Source organism: Pseudoalteromonas sp. NJ631, assembly GCF_000276645.1.
GTDB lineage: Bacteria > Pseudomonadota > Gammaproteobacteria > Enterobacterales > Alteromonadaceae > Pseudoalteromonas > Pseudoalteromonas piscicida.
Genome location: NZ_AKXJ01000011.1, coordinates 58630 through 77918, shown reverse-complemented (window position 1 = coordinate 77918; position 19289 = coordinate 58630). Strand labels below are relative to the sequence as shown.

The window sequence follows — 19289 nt, the reverse complement described above, 5'->3', positions numbered from 1 at the left end:
TTATTTCCTTAAAGTTTGCGGCGAAGTAGTAGCTGTCATAGTTGGACTGGCCATACTTTGATTGTTAAAAATGGATGAAATTAGTTCTGCCAATTGGCTAACAGAGGGACCACTAGCAAATGTCGACACATTTAGTCCCAAGTTAAAATGCTGTTCACAAGATGAACATAAACCCTGTACTTGTAATGGATTACCTCCTAATTCGTAGAACCCTGCATCGACTTTGACTTGGTCTTTTTTTAGTAACGATGCATAAATATCATGCAAAATATCTATAATGCGTTCGCGCAGCTGTATGGCTTTGCTTTGAGTCTGTGCAAGACTGCCAACATGCTGAGTTGACGCTGATAGCTGGTTAAGTTTGATTAAGCGGAACTCTTCAAAAAGTGCGTTGACTGCTATCACTTTGGCATCTGATGTTGCTTGATATTGCGCTAGGATTTCAGTCAGGTGTGTATCCACCTCTGTACCATTGATAAGCAGATCCGTTGTGTGACTAAACGTAAGCCCAGTTTGACTGTGCATTAAATTTAAGTACCCAGGCGTCAGCTCAATCAGGTTTACTTGTTGAGATGCTAAGTAATCATTCAATTCAGTAATTGAGTATCGAGTCTTGGTGTCAACGATATGTAATTCGAAGCCAATACTCATTAGACATAGCGCCATGACAGAGCAATCGAAGGACACGGATGCATTCCAAATAAACTTATTACTGTGACTCTGCTGTGGTTGAAGCTCATTGGTGAGCTTGCCCGATAGCATGACGAGATCGTGTTGTGTCAGTGCTATTTCGTTATCGGATCCCGGATACAGAATACAAATAGGCTGAATCGATAACTTTGCTTCTGGCTCAAGAAATCCTGTCGGTACCTTAAAAGCCAGCGCTTCTGTTGTATCCAACACTTTTACCGGTGTATCAGCTAAGAATGATCCTAAATGACGCTGCGTAACCGCGAATTCCAGGTTAAAACGCTTGATTGCTTCATCTATCGTCTGCGTATCACTATCTGGGTCTAATACGATAAAGGTGATACCACTGAATAAGCAGGCCATCTGAGTGACTAATAAAGCCAAACCATGTTCTAAACAAACCCCTACCGAATAACCTGGTTTTACGCCTTGAGCATCTAAATAAGCGCGCATGCGTCTAACTTTGGCAAACAGGGCTTGCTGAGCAACTGTTTGTCCTTCGTTTACCACTGCCGTTGACTGAGGACTGGCGGTAGCATTTGCGACCACTCGTGCAGCAAACACTCCTTGCTCAACGATTGGCACTTCAATATTTTGTGAGGACATTTGTGTCAAAGGAATTAACGTGTCAGACCCTTCAAGGAACCATTGCAAAATAGCCTTAAAGCGCGCGGCGTATTGCGCTACCGTATCGACGTTAAACAACTCAGGGCGGTACTCCCAGTCCAGTGTTAATGTGCTTTCCTGTTCGTATACCGACAATGAAAGATCGAAGTTAACGCTAGGAGTATGAGGCTCCACCAGCTCAACTTTTAAATTATCCAACGTCATCGGGTTGAATTGTTGGCTGTGGTAAACAAACCAAAGCTGAAAGATCGGGTTGTAACTTTGGTTGCGTTCGGGATTTAATCGCTCTACCAATAGCTCAAAGGGAACATCCTGATTATCAAAAGCAGACATCACAGACTGTTTGGACTCGGCCAATAAGTCTTCAAGGGGTCGACCAAAATCAATCCTATTGCGAAGTACTATTGAATTAGTGAAACACCCTATTAATCCTTCGATATCAGGATGATTTCTACCAGCTACAGGTGTGCCAACTAGGATATCGCTTTCGCCACTTTGCTCTGCGATTAAAAGGGCATACACGAGCTGTAGTACCATAAACGGCGTCATGTCTTTACGCTGGCAAAAAGCCTGTAACTGTGAGCGCATTTGACTATCAATAGTCAACTTGTAACTACGCCCTTCAAATGAAGGTTGTGCTGGTCGAGGATAATCCAACGGCAAACCATGCACTTGTGGATGATCCGCCAAAAAGTCAAGCCAATGCTCTAATTGCGCATCCAGTAAACCGTCCTGAATGTTTTGATGTTGCCAATGCGCATAATCTTTGTATTGAATATCCAGAGTCGGCAGTTCAGCAGCTTCATTTCTCAACACACTGCGATAAAGCATCTTCAGCTCTTCGGTTAAGATGTTGATAGACCATCCATCTGCGGCAATATGGTGCAAAGTCAGTAGTAAAAAGTGATGTTCCGGCGCAGTTTTTATAATTTTGGCGCGAATTTTTAAGCCCACATCTAGTTGAAAAGGCATATTCGCTTCGGCTTCAACAAAATGTTCAACACTGGACATCACATCTTGTTTACCCGAGAGGTCTATCATTGGCACATCAAAGCTATAGTCTTCGAGCACGTATTGCTTAGCCGTATAATCGTCATCGATTAACACTGTGCGTAACACTTCATGGCGGCTAACTAGCTGCGCTAACGCATTCCGTAATGCACTAACTTGCAATGCCCCGGTGATGGAAAATACTCCGGGCATATTGTATTGAGCCGTGCCATAACTGAGCTTATCAATCACCCACATTGACAGCTGAGAGCGCGATAAAGGATGTCCACGTTCGATGTCCGACTTAGTCAGATTGCGAGTCGCTGGACTATATGATTGATCCTCCAACATCGCATCGACTTTGCTCGCCAACTGCCTAATCGTTGGCTGTTCAAAGATGCAAGCAAGTGGCAGATCCACTTGTAATCTTTGCCTTATCTGACCAAACATCTTCATGGCTAATAAAGAGTGACCACCCAGCTCAAAGAAGTTATGCGTCACGCTAATTGCATCTCGCTCAAATAGCGACTGCCAAATCGTGCTTAACAAATGCTCGGTGTCAGTTGTTGCTGCGAGAAACTCAACTTCTCGATGTGCGGGTTCAGGCAGCGCTTTGCGGTCTACCTTGCCGCTAGAAGTCAATGGAAATGCATTCATTTCGGTGTAAAAGTGAGGCACCATAAAGTTAGGTAACTCAGCTGCAAGCGCAGTACGTATGGCCTCAACATCAAGTTCAGCACTAGACTCGATGATGATATACGCAGCCAGCTTTACATCACTACCTCGCTCACCATGCGTGGTCACCACCGCCTGCTTAATGCCGGTCAGTTGCGATAGCTTTTCTTCGATTTCCCCCAATTCAATACGATAACCACGGATTTTTACCTGATGATCGATACGACCTAAATACTCAATCTCACCGGAGCGGTGTAAAGTGACTAAGTCCCCTGTTCGATAAAGTCGCTCTTTGGCAACTGCAGGTAAGTGCACAAACTGAGTAGCGGTAATATCAGATCGACCTATATATTCAAGCGCAAGACCATCGCCAGCAATACATAGCTCACCACTCACACCAACCGGAGCTAGTTGCCCTCGAGTATCAACAACAAAATGACGGTAATTAGGAAGTGATCTTGATAACCGGCAACTTGGTATACCATCTTTGTCTCTATGCACCTCTTCAACCAAGGAGTACACGGTTGCTTCCGTTGGCCCATAACCGTTAATAACTCGTTTCGATCGCAACAGCATTTGCTCTGCAAGTGCAGGATAAAGCGGCTCACCACCAGTGACTAATGTCGCTTGAGCATTTCCTTGCCAACCAGCCTCAACTAAGGCTTGCCACATCGTTGGAGTACACTGGAATAAGTTGTACTCACATGTATTTGCAAACGCTGCGAGTTTAAGTGCATCCTTACCTATCTGATGTCCAACCAACGTGACTTTGCCACCAACAACCAAAGGGGCAAATATTTCCAAAGTCGAAATATCAAACCCTATCGTTGTTGTTGCTAAACAATGACATGCTTCTGTAAGTTCAAGGCGTGCGACCATGCCACCAATGAGGTTGTCTAAACTACGTTGAGCAATCAATGCGCCTTTAGGGCGACCCGTAGACCCTGAAGTGTATAAAATATAAGCACCCACAGCTTCACGTTCAGTCAAAAAGCTAAGGCTATGCTGCCTTGGCGCCTCTATATCGGCGGTTAATTGGTCAATAAGTAACGTACATTTCGCATCAATCGGAGTCGTTTTCGATACCTGCTTATCAGTCACCAACAGCGCAGCCTGACTATCAGTAAACATAAAGGTCAGACGATCAAGCGGATATGAAGGGTCTAGCGGTACATAGGTTACGCCTATAGATAAGCAAGCTAATAGCGTTGCAACCATATTCTCATTGCGATCGAGGCATAACCCTACACAATCGCCAGATTGGAGCCCTTGTGACGTTAAAATTTCAGCTATTTGCACCGCTTTTTCGCTTAATTCTCGATAAGTCCAAGTAGATTCACCAACAACTAGCGCAATACTATTTGGGCGGTCTGTTACTTGCTGATTAAAACGTTGCACTAGGCTACTACTGTCACACGCTTCCGAGCTGCCGTTTAGCGTTTGATAAGCCTGAAAGTCCTGCTCATTGAAAAAGTTAAAGCCTGAGATCTGCTGCTCTGGGTTGTGACGTATAGCTTCCAAAATAGCAAACAGACGTTCGAATATGACTGCCACATCAGATTCATCAAAAAATGCGCGATTTGCTTCAATCTGTAAAATCACATCTTGATGGTCGCCATATTCACAAAGATTGAATAACAAAGGTGTGGTTTCCACCCCAGGAGGGATAAACTCTGATTCGGCGTCTATCTGTCCGTCTGCATATTTATAATCTAGCTTTTGATAATTGAACTGGACATCGAATAAGCGCTCAAGGTCTGGCTTCAACTGACGAGCGTGCTCAACAATTTTACTTACCGGATATTTCTTAAACTTTGAGACATCTCGCATTTGCGTGCGGATCTCACTCGCAAGGTCCGCCATGGTCCACTGTTGATCAATGCCAAAACGCATTGGTAAAACAGAAACTATGCCGCCAATTGCTCGCACGGTGGCTTTATCACGGTTGTGAAACGGCAAAGCCAAAATAATGTCAGATGTATGATATTGAAGGTTTAAATAACATGAGATAGCTGCCATAAACAGATGATGTATACGAACTCCCATGTTTTTTGCCAGTTCAGATAGGCTAGTATAATCAGCCTGAGCAATCGCATACTGGCTCAAAAAGCTCTCATGCATCAGGGGGGTATTTAGCTGCTTGGGAACAAACATTCTATCTGGCAATTGGCTTCTGAACTTTTGCTGCCAGAAGTCTGCTGTTGCAGCACTAATATCCACATTGTGATTCATATAATCGACAACGTGCTCAAACTGCGTCAGCTGGATAGGCTCAACAACGCTGTTTCCATCTTTCTGTGCCAAATAATATCTAAATAACGTATCAAACCAGTTGCTGTAACCAAATCCATCGGTAATCAAGTGATGCGCAATCGGTACATACCAATACTCATCGCTCGTTAATTTGAGCAAGAAGGTTTGATATAAACCTGGTTCAGATAAATCAAAAGGCTGCATTAGCTGTGTTTTTACAAACTGCTTCGCTTGCTCTTTCGCATCAGAAGCGGCACTAAAGTCAAGATATTCGAACTTACACGCAACTTCAGCGCGACACTGAACTGGTTGACCCATCTGTTCTTGGAAATAGAGGTGAAAAACATCGTTTTCAGCCACAAGTTGCGCCATAGCCTGTTGAAAGGAGGCCACACAAATAGGCTCTTTAATTGTTATCACTCCACCAATGTTATAGTTTGGTGAGCTTGGATATCGTTTTTGATCCAGATAAATATCGAGTTGTGCAGATGTCAGCATCATACCCTTATCCTCTGTGAGTTTATTATTGTTTTTCATGGTTTATTCCTTAGACTCAGCGGGGAGTAGCTTGAGCGAGTAAACGGTTTCCTGCGGCAAAAATGGCGAGAATACCCCTTTTTGCCAGTCGTCATGCCCCGCCATCCAGTATGGCGACATTGGATTGGACGCTTGACCTACAGGCATATGAAAGAATCCACTTTGCTCTTCACCTGGTGTCACCCCCATTCTCATCGAGGCACCGAAGCTTTGCTCCTGTACTAGGGGCATGTTGATATCTCCGTCAGCACCGTATTCTGGGATATTAAAGAACCTCCCAATGAGTGGCAGAGCACCAGCGACAGGATGAGAAATAGCAACTTTGTTGTAGTCACCCCATTTGGCATTCGCAATCGAACCATGAGTGTTATTAAAGTGGTCATTCAAAAAAGTCAGAGCATCGGCATACAAAGCTTGCCAAGACTCAAAATGTGTATTTAAGAGATGGTCAGGGTGCTCATTGACTAACTTCCAGAGTGGCCCTTCCCACTGGCTGGTTAAGCTGAAGTAGTCAAAAACATTTAGGTCGGGATTACTTTCATTAACTCCACTCAGAATGCCGCTAAAAACTCTGCGTGCGACTTGAGTTCTGAATGCTCTCACCAACAAATAACCGGTGGAGTCTTTAAGTGCTTTACCATTCCAGTTATTGACAATTTTTCGGTATTCGGCCAATTCAGGATATTTGGCCATGAAGTCTTCATTCATAATAGACAGCAGCAGATACTGCCAACGCTGGAGAAATATTGCGCGACTATCGAGCTGTGTACGCAACATCTGGGCTTCACTAGGCTCATGCATCACTCTGAGACCGTTATGAATTTGCTGCGCTCTCGCGCCAAGGGCGTAGTTTTCGCGACCAATAATATCTAGTTCATCACCTGAAACGACTCGTGCATTCGCAGTAAAAATAAAACCCGATTCAGGATTAACACGTTTCGGATATTTATCTGTCGTTAAGTACCCTGACCAGTCATATTCTTTATTGTCATAGTCGATGGGAGCCCATACTGAATGGGCTCTCTTTGGTAATGCCCCCAACATCGTCCAGCCAATATTCCCTTGTTCATCACCCACCACTACATTGAGATGCGTCATATGCGTGTTATTGAATAAAGGCAGTGCGGCATCAACGCTAGATGCACGCTCAACCTCCAATAACCCTAAGTTGACTGCAGAGGATGAATGGGCGACCCAACGTAAAACCAATAAATCGCCATTCTGTTCACGTTCAACGACTGGTCCGTAAGGTGTGATATCAACGACATATTCCACAGGTTCAGCATCCTTGACATCAATGTGCTGTGTAACATGTGTGACTAGTTCTTGGCCTCTATCTGCAGGGATCCGCAGCAAATCAGACCAATCCCCCATAGAATTAGTGAAACCCCAGGCTATATGTGTATTACTGCCTGCAATCATCAGCGGTAGACCGGGTAACGAAACACCGGTTAATTTGCGGTCTTCATTCGCTTCGTGCCAAGAAAAGCCAACTCGATACCAAATATTGGGAACATTGAGGTTTAAGTGCATATCATTGGCAACTAAAGCCTTGCCGGATTTTGTATTTGCACCCGACACAGCCCAGTTATTACTGCCAGCAACTGAAGGGCTATCTTGTAACGCCATTGTATATAAAGAATCATCCTGCTCATGCAACGCCAGAATGTCTTGATTAGTGTCAGTAGCGCTTTTTAGTGAGTAAACTTCAGCACTAGGAATAGATGTAGCGGCAAGATGCTGTGTATCTAATGGTTGATCCCAAGAAGTACCCAGCGGCACCAGAAAGTCAACCAGTGCCTGTGGTAAGTTTTGTCGTAATTTATTTAGATAAAGTGTATTACGGTAATCATGGCCTTGCATTTCCATAAACATGGCAAAAGAGACTAAGAATGAATCCTCTGCTTGCCAAAGATTTGGTGATGCCTGCAACAAAGTATATTCAAATGGCGCACTGTCTAGCTTTTCAAGCCCAGCATTTACGCCTTCGACATAGGCATCAAGTAATGCTTTATGCCTAACATCTAAACTTTCATAAGCTTGTCGCGCAGACTTTCTGAACTGATGCAGTCTAGCTTCCTTGTCAGCACTAACAAAAGACTCACCAAAAAGTGCACTAAGTTCCCCAGCCGCCTTTCGACGCAGGTAATCCATTTGAAAAAAGCGCTCTTGAGCATGTAAGAAGCCCATTGCTCGAGATACATCCATTCTTGTCTGTGCAATAATGGATGGCACACCGCTTCTGTCTCTGTCTATAACAACTTCATTTTCAACATGAGGAAGATTAACTTCACCATTTAATAAAGGCAGAGCAGAATTCAGTCGATCCCATAACCAATAACTAGCGCAACTGGTTATTACCATAGTTGATAGGCCACTAAATAATAGTGCCTTCTTTATAGTGCTATGTTTTCTTTCTATGCTCATCTTCGCTTTCCAATACCTGTTCCTTGTGCACGACACACGGTGAACAAAACTAAACTAGCCAAGATAATTGAATAATCAGCACAGAAAGACAAAACACTTCCCATTATAATGTGTTACATTGGTTGGTAACAAAAAAACACATTAAATAAACACAATATAATCATGAATGGTAATAGTGTTAACAGGGCAATTTGGTTAGAAGATAAACAAATTACAGTTGGTCAATTTCAGATCGATTTCAAAAAAACACGCTTGTATGACAACAATGCCGTGGATGAAGCCGAACGAGTAATTAAGCTAGAACCCTTAACTATGGAGCTTTTATGCTACTTGGTTAAGCGCCAAGGTGACTATGTAAGCCAAAAAGAGCTGCTTGATCATGTTTGGGATGGGCGCATCGTTTCAGACAATGCTATTCGCCGAGTCGTTAAAAAGCTCAGAGATGCGCTAGGTGACGATGTAAAGTCTCCTACTTATATAAAAACCGTGCCTAGCAAAGGCTACCTGCTTATTGCCGAAGTAAATATCGAGACGGTCACACAAGGTAACGACACTGATCACATCGCTGGAAATATCCAATCCCCTGATAATAAGAACATTAAAAGAACTCTTCAGAATAAATCTAAGTATTTGTTTATATTACTTATAGTAACATTGATTTCTTGCTATGTGGCTTACGCTTATATTTTGAAACCTACTAAAAAGGAAATACAACAAATAAAAGCAGTCACCAGTATGTCAGGTGAGGAGGATTGGGCAGATTACCACAAAAAGTCGGATATGGTCGTCTATTCTCATCGCAAAGACGTGTCGGGTTTTTTTAACTTATACATTAAATCTTTGTCAACCAACGTTACTAAAAGGTTAAGCTCAGGAGAGGCTAATTATTATTCCGCTAAATTCTCTAAAAATGGAAAGAAAATCGCTGCACAAAAACAAAAAGGCAATCATGCAGAACTAGTCATCTTATCGCTAAATGATGCAATGGATGTTTCTAAGGAAGAGGTGATCTACAAGTATGATACATCTCAGCCAAATTTATCCTGGGCTCCAGACGATAGTGCATTGTACTTTTCCCTGAAAAAGCAATCGGATTATCCAAATACCATCTTTAAGATCGATATTAACAGTAAGCGCCTAACTCAGGTAACTTACCCAGACTTTAATCCTTATGGAGATTACTTTTCAGCGATTTCAGGAGATGGATCACGCCTTGGCGTTTTAAGATACTCAAATTATCAACGGACACACTTGATCATTTTAGAATTGGCCTCTGGAAAAGTGCAGAGCAATACCGTACTTGACTTTATACCGCAAAACATCGTTTGGGATGAAAGCGGTTCAGGCCTTTATCTTTCAAATAATAATGAAATCTTCTTTTTTAACGCTCAGAAAAATGAGCTCACCCCTCAAGTGCAAACCGATTTTGGACTATCTTCAATTTACAGTACCTGCGGAAAACATTGCTTGTTAGTGGGTAAGGAAGAAGAAAATGTGCGTGATATTATTGAAGTTAAGAATCCATTTTTTGACAATAGTATCAACAACTTATTTGAGTTTTCACTTGCGGGTAAAGAGGGACATCCCGATTATCTGGCTGACTCAAATAGCATAGTATTCCGCTATGAATATGACAATATTCCACAAATCGTGACTTATTCAACATCAGGAAAAATGGAGTTATTAACCGAGTTTACTCAGCATCACAATATAAGCGACCTGGAGTATCACCCAAAGCATCACTCCATACTCGGTATTTTAGACCGCCAACTATTTACCTTAGATATCAATAGCAAACAAATACACTATCTAACCACTCAGTTAGAAAATATTCAAAATCCGAGCTGGAGCAATGATGGACGTTCAATCTACTTCTCACGAAAGGAAGGCAATCAGTTTTGGCTTATACGCCAAGATGTCAACAGCGGAAAATCAGAACCACTACTTTCTAATGTAGTCAGTGCAAAAGAGGATCCCAAAGGCCAGTATCTATATTATCAGCGTACTGATGGCCAATTGTATCGAGCACCATTAGACACGATGAAAGAAAGTAAACCGATAGCAAAGCTAGAGTTAGCGTCTAATATTTCTTGGCACCTTACATCTCAATACGTCTATTATTCCGTTTCAAATGGTTATAAGTATGATTTGGTTCGTACAGATTTAAATTCAGGCAAGTCTGAGCGAGCTTCTCTACTGAAATACGCATTCTACGCAAAATTTCAACTCCACCCGAGCGAACAAAAGCTATTGCTACTGCAACGAGCAGCACCGAGTACAGACCTTTACAACGTCTATTTTTAACTCGATACGATAAAGTGTCCTCTGCATCACATATCATTTTGCAGAGGACAACGGGCTAGAACGATCATAGGTGTTAAAACGCCTTTCTTAACCTTTTACTATGTGACTTTAAATAATCCAACTACCGCATGTAAGTATCCACTTGGCGGTAGAGTGTCATTATTACTCTTCCGTTGAGTTATCTTCCGGCCAACACTTAGGGAAGTTTGGGCAACTTGGGGTAATAATCTCACCATTTGGGGTACCCGTGGTGTTGGCACCATTCGAGTAATAAGGTTGCTCGGAAGCCTTTGCTGGTGCCCACAGAATAAAAAACACGGTGCCGATAAAAAGTGATTTCATTGTTGTTGAGTTTATTTTAGAAAACATATTATATCCTTGTGTAATTTTTGTTTTTAATTGATTTTAATTATATTTTTTGCTTAGTAGTGCTTATTCAGTAACATTATCACTACTGAGTGCATCACCTATTACCACTTTTTCAGCATTGGAAATAGGATGTAAGCAATCTCTTCGATGCTATCGTTTTATTCTTTATTTGTGCTGTGTTGTGACGTTGATGTTGGAGGTAGCGCCGGCCAACATTTAGGAAAACTAGGGCATGCAGGTGTTACTACAAAGTCATCCGTTACTGTTGCACTATCTTGGCTGTTAGTATCTTGCTCATAAGCATTTACAGATACTGTAGTTAAAGTAAGTAGAGTTGTTAGCGCTAGTTTTTTTAATGTAGAGAACATATTTATTTCCAATTTTTGAGTTTAATTTATATCGAGCATTCATTTACTTTATTATCGTGCTTCGATTTGATGAATCTACTTTAAGCGTAAAAAGCCTATTTACCACCCCACCATTCATGACTACGCATTATTTCAATTGATTACATACCAAAAATATAAATAAAACCAACAAAAACAACAATATGTAAAAAATCAATATTGCTATCTTTTATCTATTACTAAGTACTCTTTTGTTTTATTAGGCCATTCATAGCGGATAGTCACAGGAGTGTGAAGATGAAACGGGACCTGAATAGTTGTAATATGAGGATAAGTTAACATTGCTAACTAAGTTTTAGTGTGTAAGCCGCTATCATGAAATAAATCTGTCACAATACTTCAATGCCAGTTAACTCACAATAATGACTCCCAAGCTTACGGAAATCAGATCGTAATGTTAAATAAGCGGCTTATTTTTGGGTGTAATATTCGATTAATACTTCATGTCATAGCGCTCAGCACAGACTCAAATGCTCTTATACATTAGGGCATAATATGACACATAGTGTAGCCTTGATGGGGGTTCCAACTTTACACGTTTCATAGCAAAACCAGAGCTCTTCAACTCATAAGTGATACAACGTGCAGTACATAAAAAGACCACAACTAAGTGTGGCCTTGATGGGGTTCAACTAGGTAAATAAATATTATGAAACCGTTTCAGCGTGTGGGAAGTGGGCTTCTCGCTCTTTGTATTTGGCGAAAACGGGTAAACTTAACAAGGCAGCCATAACAGAAAGAGAAAATATAGCACTGAATGTCATACCACCAACGATCACAATGGCCAAGCCACGATAAATCTCCGAACCCACGCCAGGAATAATGGCCAGAGGCAACATTCCAAAAATACTCGTCAGTGTACTCATATATATAGGCCGCGCTCGTGATTTAATCGCTAATTGAATTTTATCGCCTATGGTATAGCGCAAACTATCAAGCTCATTAAAATGACCTACAAACAGAATTGCATTATTAATAACGAGTCCTATTAGAATGATGAACCCCATCATTGAGATAACATCTAAAGGTTGATAGGTAAAAAGATTAACGGTATTGAGTGCTAACATCCCGCCAATCAGTGCAATAGGTAACGATAGCATAATAGCCAAACCATTGCGGAAAGACTTAAACCACCCGGATACAAGTAAAAATAGAATTAGCATTGCAAAGCTAAACTGTTGCAGCATATCCGAAATAAGCTCATTTAATTTACTCGCGCTACCACGATAGGACACCGAAACGGACTGTGGCATATGTTGCCCAATAATAGGGGCCACTTGAACTTTGAGATCGTCAATAAAAGTGGATAAGGCAACGCTAGGCGGTGGCGTTACATTAATTGATAATGTACGAAAGCCATTTAGACGATATAAAGAACTTGGCCCGACATCCAACTCATAATCAACTAAGGTCCTTAACAGGGTGACTTTGTTTTCAAGTGGAAAATACAACGGTGTATCCATTACATTATTGATGGCATCCCAATCTTCCCCTTTGATATAGATTGGTAAGTTTTTTGTGCCATTAGAATATTCCCCAATGTAGACACCGTCGGTCAGAGCACGTAACTTCTGTGACAAATTATACTGGGACTCTCCCAACTCAAGCAGCTGATTGTCTTTTGGAGTAAAGATAATTTGTGGGTCATCATTATAAAGCGGTGTGTTGCTCCACGGGTTGGCATAACCCATATTGGTGTTTAGATGCTCATACACTTCTCTCCCAATTAATTGCAAATCATCCAGCGACGTACCGGTAAAGTCGATAGTAACCCGACGATTGGTAGACAAACCAAAACCAAGTAAAGAGTTAAAGTTGGCATACACATTCGCATGTGGAAAATCCGTTTCTAGTATATTTTTTGCCCAAGATTTTAATTGCTCAGCCTGCTCAGGTTCTTTGGGATATAGCACCAACTGGACCGACGAACTTCCCGAAACAAATGACAAAAATTTATCAATAAGCGGGCCTTGTTGCTGTTCCTGCTCAGCTTCAATCAGTTGATTTATGGGCATCAACAACTCACTGGTTAACGCTTCATGATTCATACTTTGGTTGACATTAACAGACACGTTAACACGCGTTCCTTCCACTTGCGGTAGAATGTTCAACTTAGGCGCGAGTAATATCAGTCCGGCGATTGGTACTACCACTAATAACAGGAGCATCGCACTTCGGTTTCGTGAACTTACTACCATACGTGCAAGGCATGCAGAAATTCTATCGACAAAGTCTCCTGTCGTATCCAGAGCTTTGATGCTAGGCAAAATATAGCGTAAAAGCAGTGGTAACAGCAGTAATGCAACAAACAAAGAAGCGCCTAGAGCCGATGAAATAGTGATGGCCAAATCGTGGAATAACTTGCCCTCTGCACTTTGCATCAAAAGTATTGGAGCAAATACGATAATGCTAGATACCACTGAATTTACCAGCGCTCCCGATACCTCAGCCATCGTTTTATGTATCGCATCTACAACACGCTCCCCCTGCTCTCGATATCGCACTGCAGTTTCAACCACGACGATAGCAGCATCCAAAATCATGCCCGTCGACAGAGCAATACCGGCAAGCGATATCACATTAAATGTTCTACCCAAAACTTGCATAGCCAAAAATGTGGCCAAAATGGAAATTGGCAAACTGATGAATATCATCGCGATAACCGGGAGCTTTCTAACAAACAAAAATAGAATTAAAGTAGATAATACAACCCCAAGGATCAGGTTATTTTGCACCATACTTACTGCACTATTGATGGTTTTAGAGTCATCCTTGGTCAATTCCATTTGTACACCTAGCTCAGGCAGTACTGTAGTATTGAGTTCAGTCATCACTTTTCTTAGCTGTGCCAAAGATGCCAAAGCATTTGAGCCAGTTGCAGCATTAACGCTGACATAAAAAGCTTGCTGTCGCTTCCAGTAAACTGGCGATGAATCAGTAACAAAGGCATTTTCGATGTAGGCAACATCACCGAGTGTAACCACCTTTTGATCATTCTTAGCGATAACTAACCCATTGAGATCTGAGATATCACGACGTCCCTCAAAACGTACCGCAAAGTTGCGTGTACCTTGTTCAACGATACCGACACTTTGATCTAGAGAATTGCGCAAAATATTTAGCATTTGATCTATCGTCAATGTGTATTTAGTCAACTTTTCAGGGTCAAAAATAATATCTATGCGCTGTTCAGTAGACGCTAAAGGCGAGAGGCTGCTAATGCCCGGAATCGCTAGGATTCTAGGTCTGACATATTTCTCAAATACTTCTGTGTATCTTGCTCGATCAGCCGGAACCCCTGCACTATTTGGGAAAAGTACTAGCCCGGCAATGCTTCCTTTATTATCTTTTGACTTGTTTTGAATGATTGGTTCTAGTGCTGTTTTTGGCCGCGTATTAAATTGATTCATCTTATCGATAACTTCAATATAAGCTTCCTGCATATCGGTGCCTGGCTGAAAGGTCATATTTACCCAAGCAAATCCCGTCCCAGTATCGGTTTCATAACGCAACACTCCGGGCACTTTACTTAGCAGCTCCTCTACTGGTTCAACAATCTGACGTTCCATTTCCATGGGCGATGCGCCCGGCCAGAAGTTTCCTACAACAATTCGGTCTTCACCGATATCTGGAAGTAATTGAACAGGGAGTTTGGGTATAGCGGCAATACCCAAGATGATTATGATGAGAAAAAAACTCACCACGTAGTGAGGATTTTTCAGTATTCTGCTATTCATAATTGAGCTACCCTTTCATCCACTTTTACTACATCACCGGATTTCAAACCTAGCCCACCTCGAGTGACAACGACCTCCCCGGCAGATAGTGCACCGCTCACGACATAATCACCATTAATGCCAGCAAGCACCTTTACATTGGCTTTTTCTACTGAACTATCAGCTTTTAACTTGTAAACAAAACTATCCTTGCCTCTTGGGATCAGCGCATCACCAGGAATAAGCAGACTATTTGGTATCGTGATTGTGAGTTTTATGGACAGGTTAGAGCCTAATACTAGCTTATCTTTCAATTCAGGTTCCGGTTCAACAAATAGCTTTACAGCGCCAGTCCCTACACTTACTTCAGGTACTACTCTCGCGACTTTGGCTGTGCCTATGCGCTTCGGTACCTGTAGCTCACTTTCGATGATCAGTTCAGCATGCTCATCAATATAATCAAGTAGTTCAATGGGAAGCTGACTAGATAGCTCTATCGCAGCAAAATTATTGACTCTCGCAATCGCATCCCCTTCTTGGACAAATTCGCCTTTACGTACGAAGGTTTCTGCAACAAAGCCACTTTCAGAAGCACGAATTGTGCTAAGCGAAATATGTCTTTGGATTTCTGTCAGACTGACTTCAAGCTCAGATACCTTATTTTTGGCGCTCGCAAGCTCATAAGTAAGCTGATCTAACTCCGATTGATTAACACTTTTAGTTTTTGATAAGGTTTCGAGTCGCTTTAACTCAACATTAAGATGCTGTACCTGAGCCTCAGCTTGGTGAATCTCAAAGCGCTTTTTTTGCTCCGACAACGATAGAAATTGAGTATCCAATTGTGCAATCACATCGCCAGCATTTACTCGCTCTCCAATCTTTTTAATCCTAAGAACGTGCGCACTGCTGTAACTAGATAGTACGATGGCATCTGAATCAACAACCTCTGCAACCAACTTACTCGTGATCCCTCGGCTGTTTTCGACAACCGGAGCGGTAGTCACGATACGCTGCGCCAAGCTGTGCTGAGACACAAGGAGTAGCAACAACAAACCGACTTGATGCGTAAAAATTTTCATAACTTGATCCCCGTTGATTTCACTTTTCTCTGTGTTTGTTTGGGTGAGTTTAGAGAGTAGAAAGCGGATACGAGAAGTGAAGTGTTGTTACCTCACGCCACAACGTGTGACCAAGTAATTATTAGCTTAATAAACATATAGTTATAAAAATAAATACAAAAAGTAATGAATCGTGACAAACAGCTTAAGCCTGCATATTTGATACGTCAGCATTCCTAAAAAAGAACTTCAGCATAAAGAATTAACACTGTCACAATAAGTTGGTGGCCATTTTGTAGCTCTCCTAAGAGTAGGAAAGGTTAAATGTACTAAGTGATACCAATTCGCTTAATTAAGTGAATTGGAATAAACCCAAGGAGGCAACCTCGGTGAGAAATCTTGAACTTCGTTTGGGTCGGTCGGCTTGATACTTTCAAATTGATTGGGTGGTATACACCGTGCATAAAAAAACCCACGCAACGCGTGGGTTTTTGATAACCAGATAGGTGGTTGCTTATTTGCGCAGCTGGCGAATAACGCGTAGTTGAGCAAGGGCTTCTTCTAGTTGTACTGCAGCTTGTTGGTAATCCAACTCACCAGTAGTACCAGAAGCCATTTGCGCTTGCGCTTCACGTTTAGCTTCTTCAGCAGCTTGCTCATCAAGCTCTTCCGCACGAATAGCAACGTCCGCTAGAACAGTTACTGTTTGTGGTTGAACTTCAAGCGTACCGCCTGCAACGTAGATAACTTCTTCTGAGCTATCTGCTTTAACCAAACGTACCATACCAGGTTTTAGGCCAGTCAGTAGTGGCGCGTGACCTGGATGAATACCAAGCTCACCTTCACTACCTGTCACTTGGATAGTAGTCACAGCGCCAGAGAACAAGCTCTGCTCTGCACTTACTACATCAAGGTGTACTGTCATTGCCATAACAACCTCCTAATTACATGTTTTTAGCTTTATCGATCGCTTCGTCGATTGAGCCAACCATGTAGAATGCCTGCTCAGGCATATCATCGTAATCACCGTTTAGGATGCCCTTAAAGCCAGAGATTGTGTCTTTAAGAGATACGTATTTACCAGGTGCACCTGTAAATACCTCAGCAACGAAGAATGGCTGAGATAGGAAACGCTGGATCTTACGTGCACGAGATACAACTTGCTTATCTTCGTCAGATAGCTCGTCCATACCTAGAATTGCGATGATGTCTTTCAGCTCTTTATAACGCTGAAGAACTGTCTGAACGCCACGTGCTGTGTCGTAGTGCTCTTGACCGATAACTTGTGGGTCAAGCTGACGTGAAGTTGAATCTAGAGGGTCTACCGCAGGGTAGATACCTAGAGACGCGATATCACGAGAAAGTACAACTGTCGCATCTAAGTGAGCAAACGTTGTTGCTGGAGATGGGTCAGTCAAGTCATCCGCAGGTACGTATACCGCTTGGATTGAAGTGATTGAACCTGTCTTAGTTGATGCGATACGTTCCTGTAGAACACCCATTTCTTCAGCTAGTGTAGGCTGGTAACCTACTGCTGAAGGCATACGACCTAGAAGTGCTGATACTTCAGTACCTGCTAGTGTATAACGGTAGATGTTATCTACGAAGAATAGTACGTCACGACCTTCGTCACGGAACTTCTCAGCCATTGTTAGACCAGTTAGTGCAACACGTAGACGGTTACCCGGTGGCTCGTTCATCTGACCATATACTAGAGATACTTTGTCTAGTACGTTTGAGTCGTTCATCTCATGGTAGAAGTCATTACCCTCACGAGTACGCTCACCAACACCTGCGAATACTGAGTAACCGCTGTGCTCGATTGCGATGTTACGGATAAGTTCCATCATGTTTACGGTTTTACCTACACCCGCACCACCGAATAGACCAACTTTACCACCTTTAGCGAATGGACATACAAGGTCGATAACCTTGATACCAGTCTCTAGAAGTTCAACAGAGTTGCTCTGATCTTCGTATGATGGTGCTGCACGGTGAATAGACCAACGCTCTTCTTCACCGATAGGACCCGCTTCGTCAATCGCGTCACCAAGTACGTTCATGATACGACCTAGTGTTGCTGTACCAACTGGAACCTTGATTGGCTCAGCTGTACCTTGTACTGGAGTACCACGACGTAGACCGTCAGTACTACCTAGTGCGATACCACGTACCACACCGCCACCTAGCTGCTGTTGCACTTCTAGTGTCAAACCAGCTAAGTCGCCTTCTGTAACTTTTAGTGCGTCATATACGGCTGGCACGTTGTCTTGTGGAAACTCGATGTCCACAACGGCGCCGATAATTTGGACGACCTTACCTAAACTCATGTCTATTCCTCTTATTAAACTTTGCCGAAGCGTTACACGGCAGCCGAACCGCTCACAATCTCACTGATTTCTTGTGTGATTGCGGCTTGACGTGCCTTGTTGTATACCAGCTGTAGCTCATCAATCAGGCCACCTGCGTTATCTGTTGCGGCTTTCATCGCAACCATACGGGCAGCTTGCTCAGAGGCAGCATTCTCAACTACGCCTTGGTAAACCTGAGACTCAATAAAGCGCACAATTAGTGTCTCTAAAATCGCCTCTGGGCTTGGCTCATATAAGTAATCCCAAGCGTGAGCTGATACTTCTTCTTCAGCTTTTGGCAAAGGTAATAACTGATCGATAACAGGCTCTTGTTTCATTGTGTTGACAAACTTGTTGTACACAACGAATAAGCGGTCAATTTTTCCTTCTTCGTATGCATCTAGCATTACTTTTACAGGACCAATTACGTCCTGTATTGAAGGTGTATCTCCCAGCCCTGCCTTTTTGGCTTCAAGCGAACCACCAAAACGTTTAAAGAAACCAGCAGCTTTGCTACCTAGTGTTGCGAACGACGCCTCAACACCCTTTTCTTTCCACGCTTTCACGTCTTTCGCTACACGCTTAAACTCGTTTGAGTTTAAGCCACCACAAAGACCACGGTCTGTAGAGATAACGATATAACCAACTCGTTTCACATCACGTTCTTCTAGGAACGGGTGATGGAAATCAAGATTAGCCTGAGCAACACGACCGATCACTTTGCGTAAGTTTTCAGCGTATGGACGACTAGACGCTACGCGTTCTTGTGCCTTCTTCATTTTAGAAGCGGCAACCATCTCCATTGCGCTGGTGATCTTTTGAGTATTCTTGATACTCCCGATCTTGCTTTTTATCTCTTTTCCGCTGGCCATGACTCTCTCTCCG

At 42.6% G+C, this 19289-nt stretch carries 10 protein-coding genes; 1 reads left to right on the top strand and 9 read right to left on the bottom strand.

Going from position 1 to position 19289, the window contains the following annotated elements; all coding sequences use genetic code 11:
- Together A587_RS0117085 and A587_RS0117080 are read right to left on the bottom strand one after the other, a co-directional pair.
- Positions 1-5772 (bottom strand): non-ribosomal peptide synthetase, encoded by a 5772-nt coding sequence (locus tag A587_RS0117085; RefSeq protein WP_017218553.1) that lies wholly within the window; start codon positions 5770-5772, stop codon positions 1-3.
- 3 nt (positions 5773-5775) lie between these two features.
- On the bottom strand, positions 5776-8199 hold the full coding sequence (locus A587_RS0117080; RefSeq protein WP_017218552.1) for a penicillin acylase family protein: 2424 nt from the start codon (positions 8197-8199) through the stop codon (positions 5776-5778).
- 162 nt (positions 8200-8361) lie between these two features.
- Between A587_RS0117080 and A587_RS0117075 the strand changes: the two genes are divergently transcribed.
- On the top strand, positions 8362-10503 hold the full coding sequence (locus tag A587_RS0117075) for a winged helix-turn-helix domain-containing protein (RefSeq protein ID WP_017218551.1): 2142 nt from the start codon (positions 8362-8364) through the stop codon (positions 10501-10503).
- Between the two features lie 162 nt (positions 10504-10665).
- Here A587_RS0117075 and A587_RS0117070 read toward each other — a convergent pair whose 3' ends face one another.
- The 7 genes from A587_RS0117070 to atpG form a co-directional block, all read right to left on the bottom strand.
- Positions 10666-10872 carry a hypothetical protein gene (locus A587_RS0117070; protein WP_017218550.1) on the bottom strand — a complete coding sequence of 69 codons (207 nt, stop codon included), beginning with the start codon at positions 10870-10872 and terminating at the stop codon, positions 10666-10668.
- Positions 10873-11030: 158 nt separating this feature from the next.
- The gene (locus A587_RS0117065; RefSeq protein ID WP_017218549.1) at positions 11031-11240 is read right to left on the bottom strand and encodes a hypothetical protein; all 210 of its coding nucleotides are present in this window, start codon (positions 11238-11240) and stop codon (positions 11031-11033) included.
- A gap of 686 nt (positions 11241-11926) precedes the next feature.
- Positions 11927-15016 carry an efflux RND transporter permease subunit gene (locus A587_RS0117060; protein ID WP_017218548.1) on the bottom strand — a complete coding sequence of 1030 codons (3090 nt, stop codon included), beginning with the start codon at positions 15014-15016 and terminating at the stop codon, positions 11927-11929.
- The gene (locus A587_RS0117055) at positions 15013-16074 is read right to left on the bottom strand and encodes an efflux RND transporter periplasmic adaptor subunit (RefSeq protein WP_017218547.1); all 1062 of its coding nucleotides are present in this window, start codon (positions 16072-16074) and stop codon (positions 15013-15015) included. Before A587_RS0117055 ends, A587_RS0117060 begins: the two co-directional genes overlap by 4 nt.
- 493 nt (positions 16075-16567) lie before the next feature.
- Positions 16568-16984 carry a F0F1 ATP synthase subunit epsilon gene (locus A587_RS0117050; RefSeq protein WP_010376888.1) on the bottom strand — a complete coding sequence of 139 codons (417 nt, stop codon included), beginning with the start codon at positions 16982-16984 and terminating at the stop codon, positions 16568-16570.
- A gap of 13 nt (positions 16985-16997) precedes the next feature.
- Complete coding sequence (gene atpD, locus A587_RS0117045; protein WP_017218546.1) at positions 16998-18383, bottom strand: F0F1 ATP synthase subunit beta; 1386 nt, start codon at positions 18381-18383, stop codon at positions 16998-17000.
- 32 nt (positions 18384-18415) lie between these two features.
- Entirely contained in the window at positions 18416-19276 is an 861-nt protein-coding gene (gene atpG / locus A587_RS0117040; RefSeq protein WP_017218545.1) for a F0F1 ATP synthase subunit gamma, read from the bottom strand.
- Positions 19277-19289: the final 13 nt, after the last annotated feature.

What these genes read in the sequence shown, in the direction of transcription:
- A587_RS0117085 (WP_017218553.1), bottom strand. Translation starts at nt 5,772, where the DNA reads ATGAAAAACAATAATAAACTCACAGAGGATAAGGGTATGATGCTGACA.
- A587_RS0117080 (WP_017218552.1), bottom strand. Translation starts at nt 8,199, where the DNA reads ATGAGCATAGAAAGAAAACATAGCACTATAAAGAAGGCACTATTATTT.
- A587_RS0117075 (WP_017218551.1), top strand. Translation starts at nt 8,362, where the DNA reads ATGAATGGTAATAGTGTTAACAGGGCAATTTGGTTAGAAGATAAACAA.
- A587_RS0117070 (WP_017218550.1), bottom strand. Translation starts at nt 10,872, where the DNA reads ATGTTTTCTAAAATAAACTCAACAACAATGAAATCACTTTTTATCGGC.
- A587_RS0117065 (WP_017218549.1), bottom strand. Translation starts at nt 11,240, where the DNA reads ATGTTCTCTACATTAAAAAAACTAGCGCTAACAACTCTACTTACTTTA.
- A587_RS0117060 (WP_017218548.1), bottom strand. Translation starts at nt 15,016, where the DNA reads ATGAATAGCAGAATACTGAAAAATCCTCACTACGTGGTGAGTTTTTTT.
- A587_RS0117055 (WP_017218547.1), bottom strand. Translation starts at nt 16,074, where the DNA reads ATGAAAATTTTTACGCATCAAGTCGGTTTGTTGTTGCTACTCCTTGTG.
- A587_RS0117050 (WP_010376888.1), bottom strand. Translation starts at nt 16,984, where the DNA reads ATGGCAATGACAGTACACCTTGATGTAGTAAGTGCAGAGCAGAGCTTG.
- atpD (WP_017218546.1), bottom strand. Translation starts at nt 18,383, where the DNA reads ATGAGTTTAGGTAAGGTCGTCCAAATTATCGGCGCCGTTGTGGACATC.
- atpG (WP_017218545.1), bottom strand. Translation starts at nt 19,276, where the DNA reads ATGGCCAGCGGAAAAGAGATAAAAAGCAAGATCGGGAGTATCAAGAAT.